General features: G+C 36.2%; 18 protein-coding genes. 13 read left to right on the forward strand and 5 right to left on the reverse strand.

Features of this window, described 5'->3' with window-relative positions; translation table 11 throughout:
• Positions 1 to 19 precede the first annotated feature (19 nt).
• Positions 20 to 856, reverse strand: coding sequence for a DM13 domain-containing protein (locus RIV7116_RS34480; RefSeq protein ID WP_015118138.1), 837 nt, complete (start codon positions 854 to 856; stop codon positions 20 to 22).
• Positions 857 to 987: 131 nt separating this feature from the next.
• On the opposite strand from RIV7116_RS34480, the gene RIV7116_RS35755 reads away from it, so the two are divergent.
• Complete coding sequence (locus tag RIV7116_RS35755; protein ID WP_157229271.1) at positions 988 to 1,158, forward strand: hypothetical protein; 171 nt, start codon at positions 988 to 990, stop codon at positions 1,156 to 1,158.
• A gap of 137 nt (positions 1,159 to 1,295) precedes the next feature.
• On the opposite strand, the gene RIV7116_RS09790 is transcribed toward RIV7116_RS35755, so the two are convergent.
• Both RIV7116_RS09790 and RIV7116_RS09795 read right to left on the reverse strand, forming a co-directional pair.
• Positions 1,296 to 2,102, reverse strand: a complete 807-nt coding sequence (locus RIV7116_RS09790) for a 4'-phosphopantetheinyl transferase superfamily protein (protein WP_015118139.1) — start codon at positions 2,100 to 2,102, stop codon at positions 1,296 to 1,298.
• Positions 2,103 to 2,245: 143 nt separating this feature from the next.
• Complete coding sequence (locus RIV7116_RS09795; protein WP_015118140.1) at positions 2,246 to 3,292, reverse strand: YheT family hydrolase; 1,047 nt, start codon at positions 3,290 to 3,292, stop codon at positions 2,246 to 2,248.
• Positions 3,293 to 3,449: 157 nt separating this feature from the next.
• Here RIV7116_RS09795 and RIV7116_RS09800 point away from each other — a divergent pair, with 157 nt between their 5' ends.
• Positions 3,450 to 4,205: a response regulator transcription factor gene (locus tag RIV7116_RS09800; RefSeq protein WP_015118141.1), complete on the forward strand. Its 756-nt coding sequence runs from the start codon at positions 3,450 to 3,452 to the stop codon at positions 4,203 to 4,205.
• Positions 4,206 to 4,502: 297 nt separating this feature from the next.
• Here the strand turns inward: RIV7116_RS09800 and RIV7116_RS09805 are convergent, their stop codons facing one another.
• The gene (locus RIV7116_RS09805; RefSeq protein WP_015118142.1) at positions 4,503 to 5,414 is read right to left on the reverse strand and encodes a DUF6816 family protein; all 912 of its coding nucleotides are present in this window, start codon (positions 5,412 to 5,414) and stop codon (positions 4,503 to 4,505) included.
• A gap of 552 nt (positions 5,415 to 5,966) precedes the next feature.
• On the opposite strand from RIV7116_RS09805, the gene RIV7116_RS09810 reads away from it, so the two are divergent.
• From RIV7116_RS09810 to RIV7116_RS36905, 3 genes are all read left to right on the forward strand, one after another.
• On the forward strand, positions 5,967 to 6,848 hold the full coding sequence (locus RIV7116_RS09810) for a DUF4388 domain-containing protein (RefSeq protein ID WP_015118143.1): 882 nt from the start codon (positions 5,967 to 5,969) through the stop codon (positions 6,846 to 6,848).
• The gene (locus RIV7116_RS09815) at positions 6,848 to 7,408 is read left to right on the forward strand and encodes an ATP/GTP-binding protein (protein ID WP_015118144.1); all 561 of its coding nucleotides are present in this window, start codon (positions 6,848 to 6,850) and stop codon (positions 7,406 to 7,408) included. The genes RIV7116_RS09810 and RIV7116_RS09815 overlap by 1 nt, the downstream gene beginning before the upstream one ends.
• Before the next feature lie 298 nt (positions 7,409 to 7,706).
• Complete coding sequence (locus RIV7116_RS36905; RefSeq protein ID WP_015118145.1) at positions 7,707 to 8,306, forward strand: roadblock/LC7 domain-containing protein; 600 nt, start codon at positions 7,707 to 7,709, stop codon at positions 8,304 to 8,306.
• Here the strand turns inward: RIV7116_RS36905 and RIV7116_RS09825 are convergent.
• The gene (locus tag RIV7116_RS09825) at positions 8,295 to 8,576 is read right to left on the reverse strand and encodes a hypothetical protein (RefSeq protein WP_015118146.1); all 282 of its coding nucleotides are present in this window, start codon (positions 8,574 to 8,576) and stop codon (positions 8,295 to 8,297) included. The genes RIV7116_RS36905 and RIV7116_RS09825 overlap by 12 nt on opposite strands.
• A gap of 127 nt (positions 8,577 to 8,703) precedes the next feature.
• On the opposite strand from RIV7116_RS09825, the gene RIV7116_RS09830 reads away from it, so the two are divergent.
• The 8 genes from RIV7116_RS09830 to RIV7116_RS09865 all read left to right on the forward strand — a co-directional run bounded on the left by RIV7116_RS09830 (position 8,704) and on the right by RIV7116_RS09865 (position 19,621).
• A complete protein-coding gene (locus RIV7116_RS09830) occupies positions 8,704 to 9,258 on the forward strand; it encodes a protoglobin domain-containing protein (RefSeq protein WP_015118147.1) in 555 nt (184 codons plus the stop codon).
• Positions 9,259 to 10,714: 1,456 nt separating this feature from the next.
• Entirely contained in the window at positions 10,715 to 12,961 is a 2,247-nt protein-coding gene (locus RIV7116_RS09835) for a polysaccharide biosynthesis tyrosine autokinase (protein ID WP_015118148.1), read from the forward strand.
• 5 nt (positions 12,962 to 12,966) lie between these two features.
• Positions 12,967 to 14,265 (forward strand): O-antigen ligase, encoded by a 1,299-nt coding sequence (locus RIV7116_RS09840; protein WP_015118149.1) that lies wholly within the window; start codon positions 12,967 to 12,969, stop codon positions 14,263 to 14,265.
• On the forward strand, positions 14,259 to 15,524 hold the full coding sequence (locus tag RIV7116_RS09845) for a lipopolysaccharide biosynthesis protein (protein ID WP_015118150.1): 1,266 nt from the start codon (positions 14,259 to 14,261) through the stop codon (positions 15,522 to 15,524). Before RIV7116_RS09840 ends, RIV7116_RS09845 begins: the two co-directional genes overlap by 7 nt.
• A 13-nt stretch (positions 15,525 to 15,537) precedes the next feature.
• Entirely contained in the window at positions 15,538 to 16,467 is a 930-nt protein-coding gene (locus RIV7116_RS09850) for a glycosyltransferase family A protein (protein WP_015118151.1), read from the forward strand.
• Positions 16,468 to 16,697: 230 nt separating this feature from the next.
• Positions 16,698 to 17,672, forward strand: a complete 975-nt coding sequence (locus RIV7116_RS09855; protein WP_044290847.1) for a glycosyltransferase family 2 protein — start codon at positions 16,698 to 16,700, stop codon at positions 17,670 to 17,672.
• A gap of 112 nt (positions 17,673 to 17,784) precedes the next feature.
• Positions 17,785 to 18,726, forward strand: coding sequence for a beta-1,6-N-acetylglucosaminyltransferase (locus RIV7116_RS09860; protein WP_044291682.1), 942 nt, complete (start codon positions 17,785 to 17,787; stop codon positions 18,724 to 18,726).
• 52 nt (positions 18,727 to 18,778) lie between these two features.
• The gene (locus tag RIV7116_RS09865; RefSeq protein WP_015118154.1) at positions 18,779 to 19,621 is read left to right on the forward strand and encodes a WecB/TagA/CpsF family glycosyltransferase; all 843 of its coding nucleotides are present in this window, start codon (positions 18,779 to 18,781) and stop codon (positions 19,619 to 19,621) included.
• Positions 19,622 to 19,758 lie beyond the last annotated feature (137 nt).

A 19,758-nucleotide genomic window follows, 5' to 3' on the forward strand; every position in this document is an offset into this window, starting at 1 on the left:
TAGCGTCTTTACATTTTTATTAGACATTTTGCAAGCTAGCGTAACCAAAAGTAGCATTAAATTCTTCGCACCAAATTCCTACAGATTTATAGTCAGCGAGGTTAACATTTTCAGGAATTGCGTAGCGTTGAGCGCCTTTAAAACTTTTGATGGGAGCGAGTGTAAGATAATTTCCTTCTTTGATATTTAGAGGTATATTGCTGTTGCGGTGTAAAATTATTTTTACGTCGGGACCTTCACCACTACTGAAAGCTCGATCAAATTCTAAGTAATTTTTGCCGTTGATATTGACAATTGTTGCTTTACCACTAGTGGCTTTTTCTTGTTTAACAAAGTTACCGGATGCTATGGGTTTAATAGAGTTAGCAGTCGCAATTGTCGATTGTAGGGGAGCGTAACCAAAAGTAGCATTAAACTCTTCGCACCAAATTCCTACAGATTTATAGTCAGCAAGGTTAATATTTTCAGGAATTGCGTAGCGTTGAGCGCCTCGAAAACTTTTAATTGGAGCGAGTGTAATATAATTACCTTCTTTGATATTTAGAGGTATGTTGCTGTTGCGGTGTAAAATTATTTTGACATCGGGACCTTCACCACTACGAAATGTTCTGTCAAATTCTAAGTAACGTTTACCGTTGATACTTACAATTCTTGCTCTACCAGTGGTGGCTTTTTCCTGTTTAACAAACCTACCGGATGCCAAGATTGAATTAGCTTTAGTTGCAACTCTTGTAGTTCTATTTCTTTTAAAAGCAGGAGAAGCTTCAGCAGCTCCAGAATTAGCTATTACCGAACCGACGCTACTGAATAATACAACTGATGCAATTCCCAAGCCAGCTAATTTATTGAATTTCATGATTGAAGTCTCCTTGATAAAAGTGTTGTGCGTTTGTTTCCCTTTCGCTTAATTACTAATATCGCGGATGACTCTGAGGCTTGAATGAATGGTTTCTGAGCTTAAGGTAAGAGTTTTCTGAGAAAGCTGAGATGGTTAAAGCAAAGTTATGGAAAGATTTGAATTTAGATAACAAGCTGCGATATATCAACGTATGTGCGATCGCTCCGGTAAGCGATATTGAGCAGAAGTCAGAAAAGTGCCAAGTAACCTATGCTATTAAGTATTGGCTGCGCTGCACTCAGATAATTGTTTTGTTGTAAAAGATATAGATTGAGCAGCAACAAGTTCAATTTCTTGTTTGACATTACATATAAAACCAGTAGCTTCTGCAAACCGCAACTTTTCCTATGATTCACAGCTAACAGTACTGGATGCAAAACGCACTACAAAAGCAATATCAATAATCCCAATATTTAAACTGTAAATCTCTACCAGTAAAAGCAACTGTCGCAACACAATCAGAAAAAGGCTGCATTTCCAACAAACTCCATTCACCAGAAATATTTGGAATATTTAACTCAGCAGGTTGTTCTGCTGTTAAAGAAATTTCAACTTTTTGCAAATCTTTTAATCCCGTTCCAGTTGCTTTTAAATAAGCTTCTTTACAAGTCCAATAGCGAAAAAATAATTGCTGCTGTTGTTCTTGAGGAGCAGATTCGATTACAGCAAATTCCCTTGGTGAAAAAAATCTTTGAGCTAAAGAAACTACATCGGTTTTGGAATTAATGCATTCTAAATCAACACCAATAGAATTATTTAAACCTATTGCATACAGCGCAAAGTTTTCTGAGTGAGATACATTAAAATTAAGATTTTTATTGTTGAAATTTGACTCGGAAGAAGACTTCGCTACTTGTAATAAATCAGAATTGTGGGATTGCTTCCTTACGTCGCAATGACTAGAATTCCATTGTTGTTCTGTAATTCCATCTAAAAATGGTTTCCCATGAGCCTCGTAACCAAACTTGATTTTAGACGGTTCTATATTTAAGTAACGACCCAATATACTTCTAAGAATACCCCTTGCGGCAATAAAACGCTGCCGATGTAGCTCAAAATGAAATCTTCTTGCTCTAACCAACTCATCTTCCGCAAGAATTTGAGTAAATTCTTCCAATAATGGTTTTGCATTGTCGAGATTTTCTCGCCAAATATGAACTTGGTTAGATAATAATTCTATATTCGTCGGTGCTTTTAACCACATTTTACAGTCAACAGTGAGCAGTTAACAGTGAACAGTGAACAGTGAACAGTGAGGAGTAACGAGTAGCGATTAGCGAGTAAAGGATGATCGTGGAGTCATAGAGTGATGGATTTTTTATCCCCTTGTCTCCTTGTCTCCCCCCTCTACGCCCTCTCAATCCATTCCAAAAACCGATTCCATGCCCACCAAGGGTCGCTATCCCCGTATTCTTTCTGACATTGCTTGCTGCTTAAATAACCAACATGTCCGCCGTATGGAGTCAGCATTAAGTCTATAGCTGGATTTTGGGCGCAGGCTACTTGTAATTCTGGCATGATAGATGGTGCAAAAAATGGATCGTCTGCGGCGTAAATTATTAGGGTTCGCTTGGAAAGACTGGGTATGACATGTAAGGCGCTACTTGCTTCATAGTAAGCTTCTACTGAGGGAAAGCCTAATTTTTCTATGACTAATTCATTGTCAAACCCCCATATACTATTTGCTCTTTCTATTGCTGCGGGATCTAAACTGCCTGGATGAGAATCGTGAATTTTCCATGCCAGTTTTTTCAATGCTCTGGCAATTCTTTGTTCTAAAAATCTACCTACTGGATAACTTGTTAAATATTTCAGGGAAGGATTGGAATTTAAACTGGGACAAATAACCGCACCACCAGCTATATCGCTTTCTTTAATACCAATTTCTGAATCTTTGGTGGAGTCTAGCGCTGCTTTAATTGCCCATAACGCTAACTGCCCTCCCAGGGAAAATCCTGTAAACCAAAATTTTGGGGGACATCCCATTGATAAGGCTTTTGCTGCGATGCGAACAAAATCCTCTCCTTCGTACAAACCATCGCTTGTTAAAGTCGGCGATAATTCTGCTGTTTTACCGTGGGCACGCCAGTCAAATAATACTACCGCATAACCTTGGGCGTAGGCTTTACGTCCTAAAATTTTCAGAAACCATTCTTCTTCTAAATCGCCGATAATGCCGTAGGTTCCTATAATAGTGCCGCGAGGATTTTCCGGAATTGCTACTAAGCCAAATATAGGAACTTCCCGTGCGCCGGTAAATATTTGTTCTTGATAATTAGGCTCCGGCAGGTTGAGAGTCGTTTCCCAATTCTTTTTTCCCCACAACGCTGCACCAATAGTCATTAGCACGCCGTTTCGTAAAAACCAAGGTGGATTGTAGGCTAAAGCACGCATTGTATAAGATATTCTGTCTAGTTTGTAGGTTGTTTAAGAATATTTTAATTTTAAGGTTTATGTTATATTTAAAATTTTTTTTATAATCATTAAAGCAATCTTTGTATTTTCCAAAGATTCTTAACTTACCTTAACACCCAGTAACAATTACTTTATAATGCCGAGAATTCTTGTCATAGATGACGATCCAGCCATTTCCGAGTTGGTAGCCGTTAATTTAGAGATGGCTGGTTACGATGTTAGCCAAGCTGAAGACGGTATCAAAGGGCAGGCTTTAGCACTCCAGCTACAGCCCGACTTAATTATGTTGGATTTGATGTTGCCCAAGGTTGATGGATTTACCGTATGTCAGCGCTTGCGTAGAGATGAGCGTACTGCTGATATTCCGGTTCTAATGTTAACCGCTTTAAGTCAAACCCAAGATAAAGTCGAAGGTTTTAATGCTGGTGCGGATGATTATCTCACCAAGCCTTTTGAAGTCGAAGAAATGTTAGCGCGGGTTCGAGCTTTACTTAGACGTACCGATCGCATACCTCAAGCAGCAAAACACAGCGAAATTCTCAATTATGGGCCATTAACTTTAGTTCCCGAGCGATTTGAGGCTATTTGGTTTGCTCAAACTGTAAAGTTAACTCATTTAGAATTTGAATTACTTCACTGCTTGCTGCAACGTCACGGGCAAACGGTTTCTCCGAGCGAAATTCTTCGAGAAGTTTGGGGTTACGATCCAGACGATGATATTGAAACCATCCGGGTTCACGTCAGACACTTGAGAACCAAGTTAGAACCAGATCCTCGCCATCCCCGCTATATCAAAACCGTATACGGTGCTGGATATTGTTTGGAATTACCGAGTAGTCCCCCATCTGAAACCGAATTATCGACTACAGAAGTCGGAACTAGTTCAAGTTAATTCTTAACTTTTGAAACAACTTGACGACAGTTTTCTCCCATGTCAATCCCTTTTGGTGAATACTTGGGGAATCTTTTCTATGGAATATCAAATTTTAGATTACAAAAAAGCTTGACTTAGTAACTATTCTCCTGTGGCTAGAAGATTAGCTATTGAATTAGAGAGGGAAGAGTGGAAAGAATCAAAGAAGTTTTTATACGTAATCTGATAAGTGGGTTAGGAGTAAAAGTTATTAAATAAACAAATAAATATTGTATTGTTGTTCCCCATTAATAATTACCCATTACCAACTACCAATTACCCTTTGTCTATAGGAAAAAATTCCAAACGATATTTATATAAAGCAACTGGTTTATTAACTGCTTTAAAATAATTTGGATCTTGGGATGAAAGATAAACTGCTGTAACTTGATTCGCTTCAATTGCCAGATTCAATGAAGATACTTTAGATAATTGCCTATATGCCGTAGTTGATTCAACGGTATTAATGTACGGTACCGAACTACCTTTAAATAGCTGTTCAAATACTTCTGCTGTAATAAATTTACCGTCTGCGGTATTTTCTGTAGCGCGGTTTTTGACAATGGATACTAACTGCCGATCGCAATTAATTCTTTGATTACATTCACTGCGTAAAAATGTAATTTGTCGATTGGGAGAATTGGGATCTACTTTAACTGCTTTAACTGTATTCTCACCCAAAACTGCTCGGGCTAAGTTCAATCCGTTGTAAGCTCTATCGGCAATAATAACCTCACCCCCTGCCCCTCTCCTTGTAAAGGAGAGGGGTGTTTGAGAAGTAACATCTTCTTTTTCCCCTCTCCTTAATAAGGAGAGGGGTGTCCGATAGGACGGGGTGAGGTTTTTCAACTTTGGTGTCCGATAGGACGGAGCGAGGTTTTTCAACTTTGATTGATCGATAAATCTAACTTTAAAACTAATTGGTTGGTTAAGATACTGACGATTACTTTCAAAGCCCGGTGTCACAATATCTGGTGCTAACGGGGCAACTAAATCTACTAAGGTACTTTTTACTTCCCATTCCCCCTTCATCCATTCGGGATAAATTAAGTCTCCAACCGCAGGTTGTACGGAATTCAACTTCTCCCACTCAGGAAAATTACTTAATTTTTGATTCAATTCTCCAGCAGTGGCATCGCTACAGAAGACTGATAAAAAAATCATGCAAATAATCATTATGAGCTTCATAGTCAGCTGTTTTTCCTATATTACGAAGTGTTAATTATTATGTGATTGACTGCAAATTTTAATCAAACGATATGTTGCAATTTGTTCATCAAAATTAACTTTTCTGTTAAAAATCTCAATATAAACATGGTTTTATATAGAGGTAATGAAATAGACAATAGTTATTAATAAAATGCGATAAATTTTTCATTTCAAATAGCTGATACTAACAGGCTTTCGAGTATATTATAGAAACATAATAAGTATTTATTCCAAGAAACATAAATATATATTTTCTAATTTGTTAATAAAAACACTTTTTGTACTGGCAATAAATAGTACTGCTAAATTGCTAAATATGTGGTGATATTACGTATGAAGCATTAGGTTGGTAGAACGGCATTCACTTTAGGTGGCAGCCTTAAATAGTTAGAAACTATTACCATGCTCTTGAAGCGGTATTTCAGGGCGATCGGTAATAGGTAAATAGTTACGAAAAATACCTGATATCTGAAATTGCTGACACAGAATTTCAGTCACAAATTAATCATTATTGAAAATAATTAAACCATTATGAGTCTTAGTAGTTCTTTTACAGATTTTTCCTTAGCTGAGTTGTTTCAACTGATCGAGCAAGGGCGTAAATCGGGTTGTTTGAGTGTATGTACTTTGCCAGATATTAATTCTCCCCAATCTAGAGCAAAATACTTTTATATTTGGTTTAGAAGCGGACGTATTGTTGCTGCGGCAAATCGTTTAAGTGGTAGAGGTTTAGTTTCTAAAATTGCCCAAAGAAGTTGGGCAGAGCCACAGGTTATAGAAACCATTTATAGTAATGCATCTACAGCTACACCTTTGGGATTGCAGTTCAAAACACAAGATGTTTTAAGCGCCGAACAATTAAATTTATTATTTGCCAGTCAATTACAGCAAGTTAGACAATTATTTGAAATTCAAAAAGGTGTATTTAAGCTAGATTGCAAAGCTGTTTTACCAATGTCTGAAATGACAGGATTGAGCTTAAAAGCTACAGAAGTGACTTTGATGGCTTTAAGAGTATTGAAAAACTGGAAACTTCTTGAAGATGCGCTTCCGAATATAGAATCGGGGATTAAAAATATTAGTAAAAATCAACCACAACTTCGCTTGAATCCCTTTGAATGGCGATTATGGGAATTTGCTTCTGGGGATATTTCGATAAAAGATATTGCCATTCAACTAAATCAACCAACTATCAAGATTCAGCAAACAGCTTTCCGATTAATGCTTGTAGGTTTAATAGAAGAAGTACCTCAGATAACATCAAATACTCATGAGTACCATTATGATATGGATTTAACTTGGGTCAAAAAATACGGTTCGCGAGCAGCTCAAAAGCATCAAGAATCACAAACGCCTAAAGTTAGTAGTTCGCTACTGCAAAATCTTGTAGGGTATTTAAGGAGTAAAGCTTAATGTCACCAGAAATTCTCCGTATTGTAGTTACAGGAGGTGTAGGAGCGGGAAAAACAACATTTATTCAAACAATTAGCGAAATTGATGTCGTTGATACTGATAAAAGAGCAACTGATGAGCTGGCAGAATTGAAGGAAACAACTACAGTGGCTCTGGATTTTGGTAAATTAACAATTACAGACAATCAATCATTACACTTATACGGTACTCCCGGACAAAGCCGATTTGATTTTATGTGGGACATTCTAATTCAAAAAGCCCATGCTTTCATTCTGTTGATAGATGCACATCGTCCGAATCAATTCCGTCACGCGCGTAAGCTTTTGAACTATATGAATCAAAATGTGTCAATTCCACAATTGATTGGAATAACTCATACTGATTGTGCTGATGCATGGGAAATAGAGGATATAGCTTTAGCGCTGGGGTTTCAAGATAAAGCTGGTTCAAGCCCCATAATGGCTGTTAATGCCAACGAACGCGAATCAGTATTTCAAGCATTAATTGCAATTGTCGAGCAATTGGAATCTACCTATGAAAGCCAAGAAGCTAGACAATGAGATAGGGAGATTCAAGTAGCGAGTGACGAGTAACGAGTAGCGATTACGAGTAAAAATGTGCGATTAAGCAAGCGGCAATAAGACGAAGTTGGTTTAGTTACTACTCGCTACTTGCCACTTATAACTATGCCCAATTCTCAACTCCCCAAGATATTTGTAAAACATAAATCATTAATAATCTTATCTTATTCTTTAGTTAACCTATTTCGTTTTAAAATTTACCAAGTCTTGAGGCAAGCGTATAAATTACGCTTAAAAAGTAATCAATCCCCAAGATAACGCTCAGGAGTCTGCAATCATGCCTCTGGGTAACATAATCAAGCTTCTAAAAGAAGCATTTCAAAAGCTTCCTGCGGAGTCAGTAGACTCTTCGGAGTTGACACAAACAGAAACTCCTCTACCAAAAGGAAGTGCGGAAAATACTGATTTAACGCAAAAACCAGTTAATGATACGACATTAACTCAGCCTACTACAGAAACTACAGAAACTACTCAAACATCTTTACCAACAATTCTGGAGGAACAAAAAATGATTAACGTTTCGATGTTGCAAGACGAACTGCAAAATTTTGTAAGTGCTGCTTCTGATGTTCAAGGTGCTGCTTTGGTAAGTCCTGATGGTTTGGCTTTGGCTTCAGTTTTACCTGGAGGAATGGACGAAGAACGTACTGCTGCTATGTCTGCATCCATGCTTTCCCTAGGCGAACGTATCGGTCGGGAATTAGCTCGTGGAAGTATTGATAGGATTGTGGTTGAAGGTGAAAAGGGATATGGGGTATTAGTTGGCTGTGGGGCTGATGCTGTTTTATTGGTTTTAGCTGGTGCTGGTGTTAAACAAGGTTTATTATTCTTGGAAGTTAAAAGAGTTGTTTCAAAAATTGCGCCGTTAATGGCTTGAGTGGAAACTCCAAATAATCCATATACCGATGTTTGGATTGGCGATTTTATTTAATTCCAGTCCAAATTTTTTGTGAGCTTTTGATTCTACAACTTTGTGTACTGCTGTGGAGAAAAAAGATTCACCACGTAAATTTACGTATACTTTGAGTGCTGTTTGCGTTACCCTAGAGCAGGCATCAAGCAACTGCTTTCGGTTAAGCACAATAAGTCCGTAGTTCGCGGTGGCAAAAACAATATATTGGAATTCTACTAATTTCAATCGATTCATTTGTTTTTTTTATAACCAATTGTAGCTAATTGGGTTGACTTAGTTTCAGTATTAAGGAATAACTTGACTGATACTAAGATTTATATTTTTGGCGATTTTTTTTGATAAATAACAGGAGTTACTTGGAATGGCTATAGAACCACAAGCGTTTATGTCTACTTTGGAGAAACGCGTTTGTTTAACAGCAGAAGATAAGGGGCTACTTAAATCTGAAGCAGAGTGGGGAAAGGAAATCGCTCCGGAAATGGCAGAACATTTTTATAATTATTTAGGTCGCGATGAAGAAATGAGTTCCATCTTAAATGCCACCGAAGGACGCATTCATCGTTTGCGAGAAACGTTTATTGAATGGTTCTACGAGATGTTTACAGGTATGGATGATTGGGGTAAAGATTATGCCGAACGCCGTTGGAATATAGGTTTAGTTCACGTTCGGATTGGTATCGGACCCCAGCACGTAGTACCTGCAATGGCAACTGTAATTAGAGAAGCCGGACAGCGTGCTAAAACCGACGGCAAAAGTGAAGAAATAAAAGATGCTTTAGGTCGTATTTGTATGATCGACTTAGCTTTTATTGAACAGGCTTATGTAGAAGTATCCTCAGAAGCTGTGTTAAGAGAAACTGGTTGGACTGAAGGTTTATTCAGACGCTTAATAGCTACCGGGGCTAATTCAATGTAAATTCATTCAGGAGTTAGAAATTATCATTATTTTTTCTACCTCCTGATTTCAATGGCTTTTGAATAAAAAAAGCATTTTTTTGAAAAAATTTTTACTCTAGTTATTATCAATGTAATAGCTTGATCCAGATAAATTTACACCCTACCTAAAAATTTATATCTTGCACTTGTCTATCATTTATACAACTGGTAAGCCATGCTAGGCAATGATTATGCAAGCTTTGATAATTATTATACAGATTAAATTGGTGCTATATATTCGCGATTAATTATGTTAGAAAGATGCATTTTATACGCATGTAAATAAATTATTGTCAACTGATATAGGGCTCTATTCATAAAATTAATATCTGTACTATCACTTACTTGACAAAAAAAATATTTTATATATACTAATATTTATACTTACAAAAAGAATAAAGGCTACAAACGGTGCTTCTACTTGGAATATGCTATGTTTTTATTTAAAAGCAGAATATAAAAACCAAGTTATTTGTAGTTGATTTAAATCAAGCGCAAGTATGAAAGCATAGGTGTGTTTTGAGATGGCAAATTAAACTAAATAAAATTACTTTCAAGGTGCTTATTAAGTGTCAATTGATGTAGTTAATAAATAATTTTTTTCCTATCTCACAAATTAGATTCCCCCAACAGCGTGCCCAAACAAAATGATATTAGCCTATTGGCTTTTATTTGCGTTATCAAATGATTAAGCAATACAGATATCTCTATTGCTTAAGAAGACTAATGATTTGAAATTTTTTTTCATCACTGAAGCTAGATTTTAAGTTAGTTTTAATCTTCCTTTTTTGTTTACCTTTACAGAAGGTATGCTGATTTTTTAATGGGTTTTAATCTATGCAATTTAATTTGAGCTTTTATAATCTGTTTTTGAGTAAACTCTCGCAGATGAAATTTTTTTTGTCTAGACTAAAACAGTCTAAACTTAAATATGCCTGCTTTGAATGCGTGAATCTAATTAGTCAATTAATAGATACAAACTGCATAAAAGTAGGAAAAGCCTTGAATATATATATAATTGAACGACAATATTTCTTCGATTGCCAAAGTCGTTCGTGAAGATTGTACGACAGAAATATTTATAAGCTAAGCTAAGCTAATTAGAATTTTGCAGTTTTCGCTGAATGCTGAAATTGAAAACTGTTACATCTTAAATATCACCTTCGTAATTGTATTCTCAATATCACCATTAGACTTATTTTAGTACCCTAAAGATGGGACAGCTTTAGGGTGTCCAATTTTAAAAGTTTTGTGCTGATGATTGCGCTTAAACTTTTATATTTTAAGCAAATCTTACTTTCTAAATAAAAAAATTCCGTAAGAGAATGAAACATCTGATTAGTTTTTTAGTCAAACCAAGAAATACACTTGCGTTTCAAGACGATATTTTCTAGCGTAGCGACATTAACAGTTGACTAAATTTACTATGGCAGCTTATGAATAATACAGAATATCCTATAGCGGTAGAAATTAAAAACTCCGAAGATTTAAATATAGACTTTCAGCAATATTGGTTTGCGCTTAAGCGCCGATGGTTGCCCGCAATGGCAATTACAGGTGGTTTTTTTGGCTTGGGTTTTATGGGTATTATGCTACTTTCAAAAACCTATTATTCGGCAGAGGGAAAAATTTTAGTCAAGCCAGATAAATCAGCAACTTTGACAGGATTATTAACAGATAATAAGAATCAACTTACTCCCTTAACTCTCCAAGGCAATCCACTAAAAACAGAAACGGAAATTATTCTATCCAAACCAGTTATAGATAAAGTACTTAGTTCGTTAACTGCTTTGAGTGAAAATGGTAAGGCAATATCTGAAAATGATATTATAAAAAATCTTCAGGTAGAAGAAATAAAGGGAACTGATATACTAGAAATTTCCTACAAAAGTACTAACCCCAACTTAGCTGCATTTATCGTCAATGAGATAATGAAGGCTTACATAGACAATAGTAAAGAAGTCAATCGTGCAGAAGCCTTAACAGCGAAAAAATTTATTGCTCAACAGCTACCAGAAACTCAAGAATCTGTTCGTCAAGCAGAAAAAGCACTGCGTCAATTTCAAGAAACCAATAAATTAGTAGCCATCGATGATGAAGCAAAATTATCGCTGGAAACTGTAGAAAAACTCAAAAGTCAACTTGCTGAGGTTAAAGCTAAATTTGCTGAAATCAATGCTAAATACATAGCTTTGATAAATCAGTTGGGCATGGATTCTCAAAAAGCTATTTATGTAGCGAAACTGAGTCAATCTCAGGCAGTACAAGCAACCTTAACTAATATTCAGGAGACAGAACAAGAATTACGATTAGCAAGAATTCGCTTCCAGAATGATAATCCGACAATTCTGAATTTGCAGGAAAAATTATCAACTTTGAAGGCTCAATTACAGCAGAGAATTATACGAGAAATTGGCAGTAATCGCAGCGTCAGGCAGCAAGATTTGCAGGCAGGTGAATTAGAACTTGAGTTAATGAGTCTGTTGATTAATTTACAAGTTGAAAAAGTCGGTTTATCCAATCAAATTTCTTCATTAGAAAATAACTTATCGCAGTATCAAAGCCGAATCAATAGCTTACCAAAATTAAAAGAAGAAGAGCGGGAGATACAGCGGAGATTGGAAGCAGCCCAAGCAACTTACGAAACTCTATTAACTAAATTAAAGGAAATTGAAGCTGCAGGCAATCAAAATATAGTTAATGCCAGAATTATTGAAGAAGCTTTAGTACCAAATAAACCAACTTTGGATACTAAAATCATACTTTTACTCTTGGTTAACTCGGTTTCTAGTTTTGTGCTATTTATCGCTTCTATTGCAATTCTAGAAAAATTGGATTCATCTCTAAAAAATGTGAAAAGCATCCAAAAAATACTGCCTTATCCGCTGTTAGCGACGTTTCCTAGCTATAAACCAGAAAAAAACCAATCCGAACCTAATTTAGGTAGAGCTAAGATAGCAATTCCAGTATTAGAAAATCCTTGTTCGCCAATTAGCGAAGTATACCGGATGCTGCAAGCTAACTTGGATTTTATTGATTCTACTCAAAAATCAAATGTAATTGTAATTTCAAGTTCCGTACCCCAAGAAGGTAAATCAACAGTTGCCGCAAATTTAGCCGCAGTTTTCGCCGAAACGAAGAAAAGAGTATTGCTTATAGATGCAGATGTACGCAATCCTTTCCAACATCATGCCTGGAAATTAACAAATCAACTTGGTTTGAGCAATGCGATTGTTGGCAAGGCTAATCTGTCAACGGCTATCAAAATCATTCAACCGAATTTGCATGTTTTGACATCGGGAGTTACACCTCCAAATCCGGTTACTTTGTTGAAATCTCAAGCAATGGCTGAATTAATTAAACATGCATCGGAAAATTATGATTATGTTGTAATCGATGCACCTCCAATTTTAATGGCGGCTGATGCTTTAATTTTAGGCAAATTAGCAAACGGCATTTTGATGGTATCTCGCCCAGGAGTAGTTGATGCTAATAGCTTAGTGAAAACTAAGAATTTATTAGAACAATCCGGGCAAAATATTTTAGGTTTAGTTGCTAATGGGATTATTTTGAAAAATGAATCGGATAGCTACTTTCATTTTACAGAAAGCTATGCTTCAGAAATTTCTAAACAGCGGACGGAATTAAGTAAAAAGTTAATTGGTTTAAATTCAGATAAATAAAAGTAATGCGGGCATTTCAAGAATTAGGCGAAAAAGCATTTGTTGTACTATCACTATTTTTTTTCACTGGTGCAGTCTCCGGACTAGTTTCTTCAGATAATGCGCTAAATAGTGTTAGAGAAATGTTGATATGTGTAGGGCATTCGCTGACTTGGATGTTCGTAGTGTTGCGATGGAAACAGGTTTTTGCAGTTGTAATTAAAGAAAAGCTTTTATGGATTTTAATTGCAACTGTTTGTGCTTCGGTAATTTGGTCTGACTTTCCCATGAAAACCCTTGAAGAGATTTTACCTTTATTAAGAGTGACTCTTTTTGGTATATATTTTGCGGCTAGATTTACTATTAAAGAGCAGTTGCAGCTACTAAGTTGGGCGTTTGGGATTGCAGCATTACTAAGTTTGATTGTATGCGTTGCCTTACCCAGCTATGGAGTTGTAGGTGTAGGTTTAATAGTCGGGCAAGAAGAACTCGTGCATTCGGGAGCTTGGCGGGGTGTTTACAATCATAAAACTTTTCTAGGTAGCATTATGAGTTTGGGTGCCCTCATACTCATGTTTTATGGAATTGATAAATATAAATATCGATATCCTTGGATGATTGGGGCTGCTTTTTTAATTACAATTTTTGTACTTTTACGCTCAACTACAATCGGCGCTTTATTAATATTCATCATCTCGCTGTTTCTAGTATTGTTTTTCCACTTGGAGCAGAATAAATTTGGTTTGTTTCTGATGCTGTTTGTGAGTTTTCTTCTCGTCGGCTCTTTAATCGCGATGATAATTGTAAGCAACGCCGAAACTATATTTGGCTCCTTTGGTAAAGACGCAACTATCAGCGGACGTACTTTAATTTGGCCGCTTTTAATTAATAAAATTCAGGAGCGTCCTTGGTTGGGATATGGATATCATACCTTCTGGAAAGAAGGCTGGGAGGGGCAAGTAGCCGATATTTGGCGGGGATTAATAGCGGGTTTTGAACCACCCCACGCTCATAACGGTTTTTTAGAAATATGTCTTGATATTGGTGCGATTGGATTAGCTATTTTTGTAGTTTGGTTTGTATTTTCTTGTTTGCGCTCGCTTGTTTGGCTGCATAAAAACAAGACTGTTGAAGGTTTGGCACCAATAGTTTTATTAATTCATATTTTGCTTCTAAGTTTGACTGAAAGTTATTTAATGAGGGGTGATATTTACTGGTTAATTTATGTCGCAATGACTCTTTCAATGTATCGAAGTTGTCAATACAAGCGTTACTTAATTTATCTCGATAAACCATTATCATCTTATGTATCTAAATCATGTTAATTCATAAAGTAAGAGATAAATTTTCCAACCGGTTTGTACGTAATGTTGGCTGGCTGAGTGCTGCTGAAGTTGTTAATAGAATTGGTCGTTTAGCAAGCGTTGTTTTTCTAGCTCGTTTACTTTCTCCGCAAGATTATGGGTTAGCTGCGATAGTTTTAACCGTGCTGGAATTTGCGGATACTTTTACCATGAAGTCTGGAGTTAGTTCTAAGCTTGTTCAAGCCAGCGACAAGGATTTTAAGGCTCTTTGTAATACGGCTTATTGGATGAATTGGATTTTCAGCGGATTTATGTTTATATTTCAGTGTGCTGCTGCTTTTCCTATTGCTTGGTTTTATCAAGAAAGCCGAATTATTTTACCAATTTGCGTTACGTCAATTACGTTTTTAGCTCTACCTTTATTTTCGGTGCAATCGGCAATATTAGTAAGAGAAAATCGTTTGAAGGTAACTGCTTTGTGTAATGCTTTACAAGGTTTGGTTTCAAATATTTCAATGATTATTTTTGCCTTGATGGGTTTAGGCATGTGGGCAATTGTTTTACCGAGACTTTTGGTTTACCCAATTTGGGTAATTGTCAACCGAGCAAAATGTTCTTGGCGCAATAAATCGAAATTTACACTTTACCGCTGGCAAGAAATAGCCAGTTTTGCGACAAATGTTGTCGGTGTAGAATTGCTGAATAAGTTAAGAGCTAATCTAGATTATTTATTAGTAGGGCGGTTTTTAGGTATAGAAGCTTTAGGACTATATTATTTCGCATTTAATGCCGGAATTGGAACTAGTTTAAATATTATTAATGCAACTACCTTATCTATATTCCCTTATATCTGTGAGGCAAGAGACAATTTACATCAGCTAAAACAAAGATATTTCGGCAGTCTTAAGAGTATAGCTTTATTAATCGTACCTTTAATTACCCTGCAATCGGTATTAGCACCTTTTTACGTACCAATAATATACGGTCAAAAATGGACGGCAGCAATTCCGATTTTAGTAATAGTCTGCCTTTCTGCTTTACCGCGTCCTTTTGCTGATGCTGCCTCTATGCTGCTACAAGCAATTGATAAAACTAAAATTAATCTCTACTGGAATTTAATTTTCACCGTCTTTTTAGCTATGTGTTTGCTTGTGGCGGTGAATTGGGGAATACATTGGGTGGCGATATCGGTACTGGTTACTCATGTAATCTGTTTACCACTATTTACTGTTTGGGCTAGTAAATACGCTTTTAAGAAAGTTTCTGCTTCCACACTGTGATTGGAGAATAATCATGAAAAACGTCGTAACTATAGTCTTACCTGCATACAATGCATCCGAATATTTAAGTGAAACTATCAACTCTGTACTCAGTCAAACCTTCCCAGATTTTGAACTGCTAGTAATTGATGATGGCTCCACAGATAACACTACCGATATTGTGCGCGATTTTTGTCAACGGGATAGTCGGATGAGGCTGATTTCTCAAAAAAATCAGGGTGTATCCGTTGCTAGAAACACCGGTATCAAAATGGCTCAAGGAGAATTTATTGCTTTTATTGATTCCGACGATTTATGGATGCCGAATAAATTAGCAATGCACGTGCAACATTTACGGGCTAATCCAAATCTGGGTTTGAGTTATGCACGAGTTGAATTCATGACTTTTGACGGTAAACCGACTGGGAAATACTCAAACCCCCGGCTGGTTAATATTTCAGCCAAAGATTTATATGAAGAAAATGCTGCGGTGACTCCATCGAATGCGGTGATTAGTCGCACGGCTTTGGAACAAGTAGGAGGATTTGATGGAGAATTAAGCGGTGCTGCTGATGCTGAATTGTTTTTACGAGTTAAATGTCATGGTTGGCAAGTCGAGGGTATCGACCAAGTTTTGGTACTCTACCGGACTAGTTTAGGAGGAATGTCTTCGCAACTTTACAAAATGGAAGAAGACTGGAATCTTTTGAGTCAAAAGGCACAGGTTTACGCACCTGAATTAATTAAGCATGATTACAAACAAGCTAGAGCAATGCTATTACGCTATTTAGCTAGAAGAACATTACGTTTAGAGCTTTCTTCAGAATTAGGGATTAAGTTTATGAATCGTGCTTTGAAATCCGAATGGACGCTGATTTTTAAAGAACCACGGAGGACTATTTTGACAGCAGTCGCGGTATACGGCAAATTTTTCATCTCCAGCATGAGAGGAAGTAATTCTTAGATTCGGATAATTCTCAATACTTGTCGGTTAAGACGAGATCCTCCCTAACCCTCCTTACAAAGGAGGGAAATAAGCCCCCTTTTTAAGGGGGTTTGGGGGATATAAAAAAAAATTGGATCCCTTAACTGAGCAGTATTTAGATAATTCTTACCACAATCAGCACAGTCACAGACAAGATAGTCGATTTTTTTATCGGGGAAACATCCAATAAATAAGGTTAAATCATGAACATGAAAAAAGTTTCTGTAATCATCCCTCTCTACAATGCAGAAAAGTACATTGCGGCAACATTACAATCTGTACTTTCACAAACCTATGGAAACTTCGAGATTATCATTGTTGACGATGGCACTCCTGATAACAGCGTAGAGGTTTGTCAACAGTTCAATGATTCCAGGATTAAAATTATTCATCAAGCCAATAAAGGACTTCCCGGAGCTAGAAATACAGGTATTCGTCATGCTCAAGGAGACTATTTAGCTTTCTTAGATGCTGATGATATTTGGCTTCCACAAAAGTTAGAGAAACATGTGGAGCATCTAAGTAATTCACCCACGGTAGGAATTAGCTTTTGTTATTCGGCATTTATTAACGAACAGGGAAACTCGACGGGCATTTGTCAAAAACCCCGGAAACTCTACGACATCACTCCATCCTACGTACTTTGTCGCAATCCGGTTGGAAACGGTTCGGCAGCAGTAATTAGGCGTGAAGTTTTTGAAGACATCAAGTTTCAGGATAGTTTATACGGTAATTTGGAAGATTACTATTTTGACGAACGCTTGCGTCGAGCCGAAGATATTGAATGCTGGTTAAGAATATCAATTCTGACTCATTGGAGACATGAAGGAATTCCCGAAGTACTAACTTTTTATAGAATTACTTCTTCCGGGCTTTCTGCAAATGCTCTTACACAGCTAAAAGCATTAGAAGACGTAGTAGAAAAGACTCGTGTCTATGCCCCAGATATTATCGCTCACTGTGAAAAAGCTGCAAAAGCTTATCATCTGCGCTATACGGTACGGCGTTTAGTCAGTTTGGGTGATGGATTAACTGCTGCAAAGTTATTCAACCAAGTTTTGAGAAACCATTGGCGTATCCTTTTAGAGGAACCTGGTAAAACTGTTTTGACTGGTGTTGCAGCTTATATACTTTGGTTGCTCTATCCGTTTAAAATTGCCATTAAAAATTTACAGGTAAGTTAGGTGAAATAAACCAGGTTTATATCCTACAGGGATGCTTACCAGAGCTTCAGACTATAGTCTTGTAACTAGTTTGCAAGCTATAGCAATAACTAACAATCGAAGTATGAAAAAAATGAAAAATTGTTACTTAATTCTCAGTCATAAAAACCCCAAACAAATTTATCGGCTGATTAACACAATTAAAACTGCAAGTCCTGACTCTTATATTCTCTTAAGTCATGATTCCAAATATTGCGCTATAGATGTACCGAAGCTCACAAAAATTCCAGGAGTTTACGTACAGTTTGCTAACGCAGATAGAGGAGATTTTTCCTTAGTACAAAATTATTTTTCGGCTATTGACTGGCTTTTAAAAAATAATATCGACTTTGATTGGTTAATTAAGCTTTCTGCTCAAGATTATCCGACTCAACCGATTTCGCAATTAGAAGAGACCATTAATAAAACCAAATATGATGGTTTTATGGAATATTTCAAAGTCTTTTCTTCTGAAAGTCATTGGAGTATTAAAGAAGGTTCCGGAAGATATTTATATCGATACAAAAAAGTTCCTCTATCTATACCAAAGTGGCTATTCTCAATGTTAAAAGTTTCTAGAATAGTCAATCACTTACAAAAAAAAGTTAGGTTAGATTTTGAATTTGGTTTGAGAATTGGCGTTAGACCAAAATCAATATTTAATCAAGATTTTCAATGCTATGGAGGTCTTTTCTTTACGATGTTATCGAAAAGATGCGTTCGGTACTTAGATGAGTTCTATAAAAAGAATCCTCAAATAATTGAGTACTATAAAGAAACTTTAAGTCCTGAAGAAAGCCTGATCCAAACAATTCTTCTCAACAGTAAAAAATTCAGTTTCTACAATGAATGCAAGCACTATACTAATTTTGACAATAGCATTCACGGACATCCCAAAGTATTAACCGAAAAAGATTATCATGCGATGACACAAGATAATTATTATTTTGCTCGTAAATTCGATCCTAATGTAGATAGTAATATTTTAGATATTTTAGATAAACGTTTTGTCGAAAAATCTACAGTCAAAGTTTGATAATCTCGTATTGCGAAATGAATACCGTTACTAATTTTAGTTTATCAATGTCATGAAACAAGTAAAAATATTTAATTTAGATATTCACAACCTGACAATGTCAGAACTTTTAGAAAAGTTAAGATTTGGTGGTGTTGTATTTACTCCCAATTTAGACCATTTGATGAAAATACAAAAAAACTATCAATTTTATCTTACCTACAAAAAAGCCGATTATGTAGTGTGCGATAGCAAAGTTCTCATGTACGCATTTAAGTTCTTGGGTACTCCAATTCAAGAAAAGATATCTGGCTCGGACTTATTTCCTGCTTTTTATAATTATTATAAGCACGATAAGCAAGTCAAAATATTTTTATTGGGTGGTGTTGGAGAAACAGCTAAAATAGCTAAACAGAAAATTAATGCGAAAGTTGGTAGAGATATAGTTGTCTCAACTTATTCGCCTCCCTTTGGTTTTGAAAATGATGAACAAGAATGTCAACACATTATTGAATTAATCAATAGCTCGGGAGCAAATGTCTTAGCTATTGGGGTTGGCGCGCCCAAACAAGAATTATGGCTTTATCAATTTAAGCATCAATTGAAAAATGTTAAGACATTCTTCGCTATTGGTGCAACAATTAATTTTGAGGCTGGACATGTGAAACGTGCCCCTAAATGGATGAGTGAAATTGGTTTAGAATGGCTCTACCGACTTTTATCCGAACCTCAACGGCTTTGGAAAAGATATTTACTCGACGATCTCCCATTCTTTTGGTTAGTTTTAAAACAAAAATTTAGACTTTACAAAAATCCTTGGACGCAAGTCTGGAAATATCAAAATAATCTTAATTCCAACCAACTAACAAATGCTAAAAATGAGATTTTAGATTTAAAAAGACAATCCACCAGATAATAAATGAAAACAAGAAATAATATAAAATTCGTTGATAAAATTGAAATTGCTGTTATCGTTTGATGCCCTGCGGACATATATCTAAAATTGCATCAAACTTTTGACTGGCGATCGCCAATCATCCGACTCAGAGATAA

Source organism: Rivularia sp. PCC 7116 (assembly GCF_000316665.1).
Lineage (GTDB): Bacteria > Cyanobacteriota > Cyanobacteriia > Cyanobacteriales > Nostocaceae > Rivularia.